We start from the raw sequence: 12374 nt of genomic DNA, 5'->3' as shown, positions 1-12374 counted from the left end.
CCTAGTTTTTGGAGGTTGCCGACCATGGCACTGGTTGTGCAGAAGTACGGTGGTTCATCCCTGGAGAGCGCCGAACGCATTCGTCGTGTTGCAGAACGAATTGTGGAAACCAAAAAGCAGGGCAATGACGTCGTGGTTGTCTGCTCGGCAATGGGTGACACCACCGATGAGCTTCTGGACCTCGCTGAGCAGGTCAACCCAGTCCCCCCGGGACGCGAGATGGACATGCTCCTGACTGCCGGTGAGCGTATTTCCAATGCGCTGGTCGCTATGGCGATCGCAAGCTTCGGCGCCTCGGCTCAGTCTTTCACCGGTTCGCAGGCCGGCGTGATTACCACGGAGCGCCACGGTAACGCCCGCATTGTCGAGGTCACTCCGGGCCGTGTCCGTGAGGCTCTCGATGAGGGGCACATTTGTCTGGTGGCCGGTTTCCAGGGCGTGAACCGCGAGACCAAGGACGTCACTACGCTGGGCCGTGGTGGTTCGGATACCACTGCGGTTGCTCTCGCGGCAGCTTTGGAGGCAGACGTCTGCGAGATTTACTCCGATGTGGATGGCGTGTACACCGCGGATCCGCGCATTGTGCCGAATGCACAGCGTTTGGACAACATTTCTTTCGAGGAGATGTTGGAGATGGCCGCGGTTGGCGCGAAGATTTTGCAGCTGCGAAGTGTCGAATACGCCCGCGCGTTTAATGTCCCGTTGCGTGTGCGTTCGTCGTATAGCAATGAACTTGGCACCCTTGTTGATGGATCGATGGAGGATATCCCTATGGAAGAAGCAGTGTTGACCGGTGTGGCGCATGACCGCTCCGAGGCGAAGGTGACCGTGCTGGGCATTCCGGATGATCCGGGCCAGGCGGCGAAGATGTTCCGTGCTGTTGCGGATGCGGAGATCAACATCGATATGGTGCTGCAGAACGTCTCCACCATCGCGGATAACCGCACTGACATTACTTTCACGTGCCCGCGCGAGGACGCTCCGAAGGCGATGGCGTTGCTGAAGAAGCTGCAGGCTGACAATGACTGGAAGGACGTGCTTTACGACGATCACGTGGGCAAGGTGTCCTTGGTCGGTGCTGGCATGAAGTCCCACCCGGGTGTGACTGCGACGTTCTGTGAGGCGCTCGCTGATGAGGGTGTGAATATCGACCTGATTTCCACTTCTGAGATTCGTATCTCGGTGCTGGTTAATGACCAGGATGTCGACAAGTCTGTGAAGGCTCTGCACGACGCTTTCAATCTCGGTGGCGACACTGAGGCTGTTGTTTACGCTGGTACTGGACGCTAAGGAGTTTTCATGACCACGATTGCTGTTGTTGGTGCCACTGGCCAGGTTGGCCGTGTGATGCGCACGCTGCTGGCGGAGCGTAATTTCCCGGCCGATAAGGTTCGTTTCTTCGCTTCTGCTCGTAGTGCGGGCAAGGAGTTGGAGTTCCGCGGCGAGAAGATTGTTGTCGAGGATGTCGCGGCTACTTCTGACGAGGATCTGAAGGGCATTGATGTCGCGGTGTTCTCCGCTGGCGGCACGCTGTCGAAGGAGCAGGCTCCGCGTTTTGCGGCTGCTGGCGCGGTTGTTGTTGATAACTCGTCGGCGTGGCGTAAGGATCCGGAGGTCCCGTTGGTGGTCTCTGAGGTCAACCCGGATGCTTTGCAGGACATCCCGAAGGGCATTGTCGCTAATCCGAACTGCACCACGATGGCTGCGATGCCGGTGCTCAAGCCGCTTCACGACGAGGCCGGGTTGCAGCGTCTGCGTGTGTCCTCCTACCAGGCCGTCTCGGGTTCGGGCCTTGCTGGCGTGAATGCTCTGGCTGGCCAGGTGCGCGAGAATGTCGACAACCTGGAGAAGCTGACCACTAATGGTTCGGCTCTGGTTGCGGAGGACTTTGGTCCGTACGTTGCCCCGATTGCTTTCAACGCGCTGCCGGTGGCCGGCAACTTTGTTGATGATGGTTCGCTGGAGACCGATGAGGAGCAGAAGCTCCGCAATGAGTCCCGCAAGATTCTGTCTATCCCTGAGCTGGCTGTTGCTGGTACCTGTGTGCGTGTTCCGGTGTTCACTGGCCACACGCTGGTGATCCACGCTGAGTTTGAGAATGCTCTGTCCGTGGAGAAGGCAACCGAGCTGCTGGAGTCCACGCCGGGCGTGAAGGTTGTCGACGTTCCGAACCCGCTCGCTGCCGCTGGTGTAGATGAGTCCCTGGTGGGTCGTATCCGTGTCGATCAGTCGGTTCCGGAGGGGCGTGGCCTGGTGATGGTTGTCTCTGGTGACAATCTGCGTAAGGGCGCTGCTCTGAATACCATCCAGATTGCGGAGCTGTTGGTCGCGGGCAAGTAATTAACCGCGGTATTTAAAAGCACAAAAAGCTAAGCCTCGGCACTTAGTGCCGGGGCTTTTCTGCTGGAAAAGGCGAGCCTGGTTTGGGGTGACCAAAAGGCTAGCAATGTGACCCGTGACATGCGACGTTTGGGCATAAGTGCAGGTTAAATTTTGCCGTTTTCTGTTTCCAATTTCTTGGCTGAAGTGCGTCGATTTTCTATATTGTGACCGTTTTTCATCACCGGTACGGTTTTCGTGTGAGCACGGCAGTGGCCGCAAAGGAGAAGGCGAGAAGCCCTTTACCTTCAGCTCTGGGCATCGCGCCACACCATCTATCTACACTTCATTTTTCTAAAGGATCATCATGGATAACCTGTGCAATATCTGCGAACTGATTTCCTCCTTGCCAGCACCGGCTCCGCTGCCGGTGCCTGAGTTCAACGTGAACTTCCCGGAGGGGCCACTGGTTCAGGTCGACTCTCTGTTCCCGAACTTCCACTCTCTGACTGAGGGCGGCAACCTGGGTCTGCAGAACGTTGGCGGCGATCAGGACAATGCTCTGCAGAACGTCGGTGGCAACCAGGGTCTCCAGAACGCTGGTGGCGACCAGCTGAACGGTGGCGACCAGATTGGTGGCGACAAGCTGGACAAGGGCGACAAGGTCGGCGGCGACCAGGTTAACGACAAGGGCCAGATTGGTGAGCGTCAGTCCGGTTTCCAGACCGGTGGCCAGGATCAGAGCCTGCAGAACGTCGGTGGCGACCAGGGCCTGCAAAACGGTGGTCAGGAGCAGGGTCTGCAGACTGGTGGTAAGAACCAGAACGGTCTCCAGACTGGCGGCCAAGAGCAGGGCATGCAGACCGGCGGTAAGAACCAGGGTGGTCTGCTGGCTGAGGACGGTGCAGGTGACAACCTGCCAGTCGACCTGGACCTCACCGGTGCAAAGGCTATCTAAGGCTGTCTATCTAAGACCGTTTAGGCCGACTTAGGCACTGCACTGCGCAGCTATTAGCTCTCGCGGCTATTAAAACGTAACAGCGCACGAGCGCCTTCTCACTCCTGTGGAGTGGGGAGGCGCTTTTGCGTTTATAGCTGGCGACGTTGGGTCGATCCGAGTTACTGACTAGGTTTATGACAAAAATGGCCCGAAAAATGGTCTGAAAGTGTCATAAACTCGCACAGTTTCACATTTGCAGCCCCCTATTTAGGCGCGATTTACATAACGGGATCTATTGGAATGTCTTGAATCGGGCACATTTTTGTCTATTAACCGCGGATAGAGAGGACTGGGGCGGAGAGGTGATTATTTATGCAGCCGCAATTAACGCACAATTATGTGGCTTATTAAATGACGGCCGGGGCTTATTGCAAATGATTCAGAGGTGTCATTATTGCGTTCGGGAATTTATTGGGGCGCATTTTCATTAGGTGGGGGTGGGGCATCGACTGTGCCTTAACTCACAATTATGAAAATCGTGACATGGAAGACATTCTAACCCGAATTAATAGGCAGGGATTCATTGAAAAACTTCATATACGCAGGTAAAAGGCGGTTTTGTGGGGTAAATGGCTAGGTGCTGTAGAGAAAAGTGGAACTTCGGCATTTGCCTAATGTCCAAATGGCCACCCCTGAAAAAATATGCAATCAACAATTATCGGAATCGAAATAAGGGGTAATAGGGGTGTCAATTAAATGACTCGACAAACATAAAATGTATTTGTTATATTCGAGGGTGGCCAACGCTATAAATAGAGAATTAGAAGGCGATGTCAACTGGGCTACCTGTGATGGGGACTGGAGACGCCTATGCGTGGTCATTGATTGTTAATTGAAGGCTGGAAAGGTAGCGAAAGGTTTATAACGCACTGAAATCGAAGGAAGGGGGAGGGCTCATGTTTGGTCGTTTTACAAATGAGAAGTGCTGGTTAGCGCTATTTAGCTTCATGGCTGTGCTCGCTCTTTTCTTCGCTAAATCTCCAATAATTGCGCATGCGCAGGAGGCAGAAGACACTGGCGAAACCCTGACAATTCAGAAGATTCTGGGTTCTGGAACTGTTAAGGGGGTTGAAGCCAATGGAAATGTCCGTGATTTTGGGCCACGCATTGCGGCCTTTGACGAGGCTGCACGGCCAGACGGTAGCCACAAACTCGGTTACTGCATCGAGGCCAGTGTCGCCGGTGATCTCTATGACACCGGTCGTGTTCAAAACTTCAGTCAGTTCTCGCGCAGCACAGATACCAATAACAAGCTGCGGAACGACTTTGACCGATACCGGAAGCTCAACTGGATTGCGCACCACGGTTCTCCAGCTGTTGGTTTGGAGGAACTGGGGAAGGCAGCTGGAGTTAAAGGCCGTCTGAACCTGCTGGATGCCAATAGCGCAACTCAGTACGCCCTGTGGCACTTCTCCGATGACATTGACTTCTCTCAGGGCATTCACAACCCGTCGATGAAGGCTGTCTACGACTACCTCACTGGTCCGGCTAACGTCGGTCAGGGCACCGTCGACGGTACGAACCGCACTGGCTACATTTTCAACAATGGTAAGAAACAAGACATCATTGTGATTGACAATGTCACTCCGTCTTCAGGTGAAGTTCCGGCAGAGCCGACGAAGCCGTCTGAGCCAGAAAAGCCAACTGAACCGGAACAGCCAACTGAGCCGGAGAAGCCGACAACTCCGACCACGCCTGCCGAGACCACGACTCCATCCGAGTCGACCAAGCCGTCCGAGCCGGAGAAGCCGACGACGCGTAAGCCGTCGATCTCCACTCAGGCTCGACTGAATGGCAACAAGATTGTCGCGGGCGCTGTGGTCAAGGACATCGTGAAGTTCACTGACCTCGTTCCGGGTAAGAACTACCGCCTGGACGCCACCTTGGTGGACAAGACCAATGCTGATCGCATCTTGGGTACCGGTAGCGTCGAGTTCACTCCGGAGACCTCTTCGGGTGAGCAGGCTGTCATGATTACCGTCTCCGATGATGTGGATGAGCCGGTTTCCGCGGCTGTTGCATTTGAAAAGCTGACCTCGACAGAGGTCACCGCCGAAGGCCAGGACAATACCGATGGTCAGCGGGTAGAAATCGCTACCCACGAGGACATTAACGACGCAGCTCAGACCGTTCACGGTGAAAAGCAAGAGCAGCCGTCGACCTCCGAAGAGACCCCGACGAGCGAAGGGACGACCGAGGAGACGACGGAGCCGTCGTCTAGCGAGACCACTACTTCTGAGACCAGTGAGTCTGAGACTCCGACGACGTCGGAAAGCGAAGAGCAGCCGAGCTCTTCGACGACTACTCCTAATACCTCCGAGTCCACGAAGCCGGCTGCTCCGACGGAACCGACCGAGCCGACTGACAGCACTGAGTCGCAGACCACGGAACCGACCGAGCCGACTGAGACTACCGAATCGTCTAAGCCGAGCGAGCCGGCTGATACGCCGCTGGAGCCGGAGCTGCGCACGGTAGCCGAGCTTCAGGGTAACCGCATTGAGGCTAATGCCAAGGTCGTCGACACCGTACATTTCGAGGGTCTGGTGCCTGGTAAGAACTACACCCTCTCCGGTGAACTGGTTAACAAGACTGATGGCTCTGTAATTGGTCATGGCGAGGCGACGTTCAAGCCGACGTCGGCAAGCGGTACTGTGACTGTCACTCTTGAGGTGTCTGGCTCTGTTAAAACTCCTGTTGCTGAGGCCGTCGTATTCGAGCACCTGACCTCTGATGAGGTTGACTCGACTGGTAAGGAAAGCGCTGGTCAGGTCAATGAGATCGCTGACCACGCAGATATCAACGACGCTAGCCAGACCGTGACCGGCGAGGTTCCGGAGAAGCCGGAAGACACGCCGACTGAGGAAAGCGAAACTCCGTCCGAGGAGACAACCGCACCGGAGACCAGCTCGACTGAGCCGACTACGTCCACCGTTCCGGCAACGCCGAGCGACGATGAGCCGTCCGAGCAGCCGGAGACGACACAGCCGGAAGAGCCGTCTGAGACCACAACTCCGTCTAAGTCTGAGTCCGAGAAGCCGTCCAAGCCGTCCAAGCCGACTAAGCCTGCTCAGCCGGAGAAGCCGTCCAAGCCGACTAAGCCTGCTCAGCCGGAGAAGCCGTCCAAGCCGACTAAGCCTGCTCAGCCGAGCAAGCCGTCCAAGCCTGCTCAGCCGGAAAAGCCGACCAAGCCAACTCAGCCGAACCATCCGACCACCCCAGCGCAGTCTGAGGACAACCCAGCCATCACTACTACTGCCGGTATTGCTGGCAAGGGTCTGGTTGAGAAGGGCGCTGTCGTCATCGACACCGTGCACTTCACTGGCCTGAAGCCGGGCACGAAGTACACGTTGACCGGTGAGCTGATGTGCAAGGAGACGGGCAAGTCCACTGGCGCTAGGAGCCGCTTGCACTTTGTGCCGACGGCATCCGTAGGCACGGTTGATGTTCCGATCATCATCACTGACGGCGACTGCGCTTCCCAGGTTGCCTTCGAGACTCTGACCGATGCCAATGGCAAGGAAGTTGCTGTTCACAAGGACATCAACTCTGCGGAGCAGACTGTCACGAACGGCAAGACCCCAGAGAACACGCCATCTGAGCAGCCGAAGGATGAGGGCGGGCAGAACACGCCTAACGACGATTCCTCTGCTCCTACCAGCGAAGCTGCTACCCCGACCACTGTGATTAATCAGCACTCGGAGCAGAACAACACCAACGTCACCATCATCGGTGGCACTGGCCAGGGTAAGCAGAAGAACCACGGAAAGCCGTTGGCTCCGAACTCGGAACGACGTGCAATTAGTTCGGTTCCGTCTGGCCCGACCGGTTTGGCTACTCACGCTCTGCCGACGGTAGCCACGAACTAAGGAGATTCCATGACTGATCAGTTTGGCGCGGACGAGACCGGCAAGGAACCTGGAAACACACCAGTATTCGAACCGGAAACCGAAACCGGCGCACTCGACCACGTTGATGCGTTTGACCAGGGTGAAGACCAGGCCGACGGCCAAGTCGAAGACCTGCAGGACGTGCCTTGGTGGAAGCAGCCAAGGGTGTATACCGCCGCTATTGCATTAATTGGCGTTATCGCTCTGCTGGTGATTGCCCAACTGAACCGCAATGATTCGGCGCTCGATGGTGCGCAGGAGAATCTGCCCACTCCAGCACAGGGTTCTCGGGGAGCTGTGCACGAGATGGAGATGCTCATTGATGGTAAGTCGGCTCCGATTGATTTCGTTCAGCTGACTGATCAGGGATCTCTGATTCCACCGACCGATGTTTCGCGCCTGGGTTGGTATTCCGCCTCTGCGATTCCCGGTGAAAAAGGTGCTGCTGGATCGTCCGTCATTACCGGTCACGTCAATGAGGTGGATCAGGGCGATGGTTACGCTGCACGTTTCGCTGACCTGAAGGCTGGTGACACTGTCACGGTGAAGGTGGATGGCGAAAGCCGAGACTTCACAGTCAGCAAGGATCCGATCCAGGTGGTCAAGGGCGCTCAGATGCCCGAGGCTGTCAACGATGCAGTTGGTGAGAACCGCTTGGTCCTCATCACCTGTGGAGGCGAGTTCGTCGGCGGCACTTTGGGTTACGCCGACAACATCATCGTCGAGGCCACCCCAGTGCGCTAGGGCACTAGGGCGCTGGGGCGCTGGGGCGCGAGCCTCAATTCATTGACCAATTTCATTGGCTGCGGCTGTCGAACGCCGTCGAACAACGGCGGCACCGACAGTCGCAGAAAAACACAGAACAAATCTGCAGAAACCCTGCAGAAACACTGAAGATAAGGAAGTACTTATGAGCATGTTGAAGAAAATCGGTGTCTGGGGTGTGGGAGCACTCGTGCTTGCAGCTCCGGTTGCTACTGCCGCACAGGCGGTAGCTGCACCTGCAAACTCTGCTGACACTGCAGTTGTCGCTCCGGGCAAGGGTGGGTTCCTGCACTCGGGCAAGCTGGCCGTCAACCGCTATGTCTTCGAGCTCGAGCACCGCGATGGCAAGGACTACGTCAACATCAACTTCACCGGCGATCACAGTGCTGATGTGCAGATCATGCCGGATGGCATGACCCCTGAGGGCAAGAAGAAGGTCGATCAGATTGGTGACGTCCTCAAGCTCAACGGCTACAACGATGTTCACTACTGGGCGGTTCTCTAAACGCCTCTTGTGACGCCACAGCGCGCCCCGTGACGGTTTCTGTCTCTGTGCTTTTCAGCTCCTGGCATGAGACAGCGCGTCATGGGGCGCGCTTTTGGCTATCGGTGGTGGCTTGTTTTCTCCGTTCGGTGACGTGACCTCGGAGAATGACAAGCCCTACGTAAACAAAGCTCTCTTACCAGGGTGAATTAGCAGTGACATAGGAGCCAAGCTGCTGCCCGTTCCCATCGATGATGTTCCAATTAGTCGATACAACGCCAACAGCGCCTTTCTCCGGAACCCATACCGGCCCTCCAGAATCGCCGCGTTGAGCGTGTACGTTTTGAACCTGTAGAGCACTGTCCTCGGTTTAGTATGCCTCTCGGTCATCGGCTAAACCGCAGGTCACTTTCCCTGTCGTGTTTCCGTATATGCAGACTGTCTCACCAGTTTGAACATCTGTTGGGAATATTATTGAGTCACCCAAATACGAATTCTCACCGGCAGTAGCGGGGTCATCAAGCGAGACAACTCCGATATCGTTTCCCGTATCTAGTGAATGGTCATAGGTGGGAGACGGTTGGAATACTCCAATTTTCTGAAAGGTCCCATCCGTCACCGTGTCTCCTTCTTGCCCACAATGACCTGCTGTGTAGATCTGAGAGTTGGTTTTGTCGACGTAGCCAGCTGTGCAGACACTGGCTTGTGGCCCATTAGCGTGAACGATAACAACTGGATCCCCTTGGTGGATGGTGGCAGCGTAGGCCGGTAGCCCGGTTGTAGCCGTGATAATGGCAGTGACAGTGAAAATCCATGAAGGTCTATTCATGGGGAAATCTGCTCCTCAGTGAGTTGGTCGGTGGCGACCCAAAACAAAGCTAATCTCGTCGAAAAAGATGGAACTTATGCGTGCCGGGCAGTTTATATACCCGTTTCGTATCGCGAATATAAGGAAATGTATAAAACTATCAGTTAAGGCAAAACCTACGCTCAACTGAGCAATCATGTGCGATAGTGTTCCAAAAATGGGGTGGCAAAAAGGGCAACGCCTATCGGGGGAGCATGCCTAAACAGCTGCAGAGTCGCCGTTGGCGCTGTCGCCGTCGTCAAGCGCGGCAACCAAATCGCGGCGCGCACGAGCGACGCGAGAGCGAATGGTGCCCACACGACAACCTGCGATTTCCGCGGCCTCCGCGTAGGAGTACCCCAGCACCTGCGTCAGAATGAGTGCCTCGCGGCGTTCCTCTGGCAGCTGCTCCAGCAGCACGCGGGCGTCAGCGAGCTCTGACCACGACTCGCCGGTCGTGAACTGCTCGGCAGCGTTTTCCACTTCCATCGCGGACTTCTTCGGGCGTGCCGAATCATGGCGGACCGAATCCACCCACACGCGCCGGGCCAGCGACAACAGCCAGGTACGGGCAGAAGAACGCGCCGCAAAGCGGGGAAGTGCCCCCATCACGCGCAGGTACGTCTCCTGCGTTAAATCATCCGCAGCATCAACGCCGCCCAGATGTGCGACCAGACGCCACACGTCCTTCTGAGTCAGCCGCACGAACTCCGTCAGCGCAGCCTGATCACCGCGGCCGGCTTTCAGCGCCAGCTGCGTGATGTATTCGTCATTAGAGACGAGGCGTGCGGGAGTCATGGACATAGCTTAGCAACTTAAAACCTAAAGATAATTCGCCTGGCTGCACGCGGCCTCACCTGCAAAAAGCAGGAGGCGACGCAGCCAGGCGAACTAGGGGCTGGAACGCTAGAAGCGGATGGCGTCGATGGGCTTGACGCGGACGGCAATAGTGGCGGGGATGATGCCCGCCAGGGCACCCACGAATGTCGCGACCAGCACGCCAATGACAGCGGCCGTGACAGGGTAGGCCACGGCGCCGGTCTCCAGCGGCAACGCCAGCATCTTATCCAGCGGCAACTGCTTGACCGTGATGATCGAGGCAATCACGCCAACCACACCCGCCACCGTCGTGGCGACAATCGACTCCAGGAACACAGAGATAAAGATCCTGCCTGCCGACGCGCCCATTGCGCGACGAATACCAATCTCACGGACGCGGTGACCAATGGTGACAATCGAGACCGTGAGCAGCCCCAACGCACCAAGTGCAATCACAATGCCGCCGATAATGCCCAGCGCAGTAGTGATGGTGTTATTCATCTCCTGGGAAATCTCCGTGTCCTTCTCCGACAGGGAGGTATTCACCTTCCAGCTGGGGCCGAGCTCCGCCTGGAAAATGTTGTGCAGCGCCTTCTGGTTCTCCTTCGCGGACTCTTCAGGCGTTGCGACGAGAAGTTGCGGCTCACCCACCTGTCCCTCGTAGCCGGCATTGAGGAAGGAATCATAGTGCGTGACAATGCTCGGGGCGTCCCATGAACCCAGAGACTTGTACACTCCTACCACGGTGAAGGTGGTGTTACCCGTTTCCTTCAACCTGAAGGTTGGATGGTCGGCTAGTGCTGGGTTGCCCAAGGTCTCGTAGAACTGGTCGTTGACCACCACGGGGTTCATCAAGCGCTGGCCATCGGCATCTTCCAAACGGCGTCCCTGCACGATGGTGCGGGCGTAGATATCGAACCAGCCGGGGTCAGCGGCAATCAGCTCGGGAGTTCCTGGCGAAAAACACTCGTAATCATCCGGAGCGCAGTCATCCATATTGTGCTCGGGAGTCGCTGGCTGCATGCGAACTCGCGACCACAAGTTGGCATGGGTGGTCTCCACCAGGCGGTGAGCGGCAGTGGAAAAAGCGTCATTGATAGACCCGTCCGGGTTGATGACGCTCAAATCGTCCGGGCCGTTTCCGCCGGTGCCCTCGCCGCCGAAGCTTCCAAAGCTATCGGCCATCGTGCCGTCGCTGAAATCGCCGCCGAAGCCGCTGTCGCCGAAGTTACCGCCTTCCTCGGAATCGGAACTACTCGCCCCAGCAGTCAGCGTGACCGTGCCGGCGACACCCGTGCTCTGTGCGGTGACCGCATCCTGGGAGCTGGTGAGAATATTGCCAAGTGCAATGACTGTGGTCATCGCCCACACTGCGGCGGCCACACTGACCAGAGACAGCATGATGCGGCCACGGTTAATGCGCAGCTCATGCCACGCCTCCAGCAGAGCACCGAGATAAGGCGTTGCTGCATAGAGGAAGGAAGGCCGTGACTTCGATTCGGTTTCTTTATTCGTCGTCATCAGCAACCTCCTCCAATTCGTGCATGGCGTTGGCGGCAGATAGCAGGACGGAGTCGGCGTGCAACTGACCGTCGCGAAGCTCAAGCACCCGATCGCCGCGCTCGGCGACCTCTAAATCGTGCGTAATCACAATCAGCGCAGCATTGTTTTCCGTGGCGACTTCTTCGAGCAGATCCATGACAATCTTGCCGGTGTCGACATCGAGCGCACCGGTGGGCTCATCGGCAAGAATGAGCTGCGGTTGGCGCACGAGCGCGCGAGCGATGGCCACACGCTGCTGTTCACCACCGGAAAGCTGTGAAGGCGTGGCCTCTAGGCGGTCGCCCAGGCCGACGCGCTCCAGCATCGCAGCGGCGAGCTCGGTGCGATTCCAGAACTTCTCGCCCCGGTCGTACATCAGCGGAACCTCAACGTTTTCCAGCGTGGTGCGGGAAGGGAAGAGGTTGAACTGCTGGAAGACGAATCCCAACTTATCGCCCCGGAGCGCAGTGCGTTTCCTGTCCGACAAGGTGGAAATATCGGTGCCGTCGAACGTGTACGTGCCGGAGTCCGGCAAATCGAGCATGCCAATGATGTTCAGCAGCGTTGACTTACCCGAACCTGACTGGCCGACAATGCTGAGGTGCTCACCGCGCGGCACTTCGAGGTCGATGCCTTTCAAAATAGGCAGCTCCTCGCCGTTGGGGAGCGTCACTGTTCGAGTGACTGCGGTCAAACTAAGCATGGCGCGGG

General features: G+C 56.9%; 9 protein-coding genes. 6 read left to right on the top strand and 3 right to left on the bottom strand.

Features of this window, described 5'->3' with window-relative positions; genetic code table 11:
- The first annotated feature begins 24 nt into the window (after nucleotides 1-24).
- The 6 genes from NQ014_RS05525 to NQ014_RS05490 all read left to right on the top strand — a co-directional run bounded on the left by NQ014_RS05525 (nucleotide 25) and on the right by NQ014_RS05490 (nucleotide 8476).
- On the top strand, nucleotides 25-1290 hold the full coding sequence (locus NQ014_RS05525) for an aspartate kinase (protein WP_257074132.1): 1266 nt from the start codon (nucleotides 25-27) through the stop codon (nucleotides 1288-1290).
- Between the two features lie 9 nt (nucleotides 1291-1299).
- Entirely contained in the window at nucleotides 1300-2340 is a 1041-nt protein-coding gene (locus NQ014_RS05520) for an aspartate-semialdehyde dehydrogenase (protein ID WP_257074131.1), read from the top strand.
- A gap of 346 nt (nucleotides 2341-2686) precedes the next feature.
- A complete protein-coding gene (locus NQ014_RS05515; RefSeq protein WP_257074129.1) occupies nucleotides 2687-3277 on the top strand; it encodes a hypothetical protein in 591 nt (196 codons plus the stop codon).
- A gap of 938 nt (nucleotides 3278-4215) precedes the next feature.
- On the top strand, nucleotides 4216-7185 hold the full coding sequence (locus NQ014_RS10900) for a VaFE repeat-containing surface-anchored protein (protein ID WP_306438485.1): 2970 nt from the start codon (nucleotides 4216-4218) through the stop codon (nucleotides 7183-7185).
- Between the two features lie 9 nt (nucleotides 7186-7194).
- Nucleotides 7195-7950: a class F sortase gene (locus NQ014_RS05495; protein ID WP_257074126.1), complete on the top strand. Its 756-nt coding sequence runs from the start codon at nucleotides 7195-7197 to the stop codon at nucleotides 7948-7950.
- Between the two features lie 166 nt (nucleotides 7951-8116).
- Nucleotides 8117-8476: a hypothetical protein gene (locus NQ014_RS05490; RefSeq protein ID WP_257074124.1), complete on the top strand. Its 360-nt coding sequence runs from the start codon at nucleotides 8117-8119 to the stop codon at nucleotides 8474-8476.
- A gap of 1045 nt (nucleotides 8477-9521) precedes the next feature.
- Here NQ014_RS05490 and NQ014_RS05485 read toward each other — a convergent pair.
- From NQ014_RS05485 to NQ014_RS05475, 3 genes are all read right to left on the bottom strand, one after another.
- Nucleotides 9522-10106 carry an RNA polymerase sigma factor gene (locus NQ014_RS05485; RefSeq protein WP_172954594.1) on the bottom strand — a complete coding sequence of 195 codons (585 nt, stop codon included), beginning with the start codon at nucleotides 10104-10106 and terminating at the stop codon, nucleotides 9522-9524.
- A gap of 102 nt (nucleotides 10107-10208) precedes the next feature.
- Nucleotides 10209-11642, bottom strand: a complete 1434-nt coding sequence (locus NQ014_RS05480; RefSeq protein ID WP_257074120.1) for an ABC transporter permease — start codon at nucleotides 11640-11642, stop codon at nucleotides 10209-10211.
- Entirely contained in the window at nucleotides 11629-12366 is a 738-nt protein-coding gene (locus NQ014_RS05475) for an ABC transporter ATP-binding protein (protein WP_257074119.1), read from the bottom strand. The genes NQ014_RS05480 and NQ014_RS05475 overlap by 14 nt, the downstream gene beginning before the upstream one ends.
- Nucleotides 12367-12374: the final 8 nt, after the last annotated feature.

Source organism: Corynebacterium sp. 5QC2CO (genome assembly GCF_024580435.1).
In the GTDB taxonomy this organism is placed as follows: Bacteria; Actinomycetota; Actinomycetes; order Mycobacteriales; family Mycobacteriaceae; genus Corynebacterium; species Corynebacterium jeikeium_D.
The sequence above is the reverse complement of the archived record's forward strand: the minus strand, read 5'-3'. Positions and strand labels throughout refer to the sequence as shown.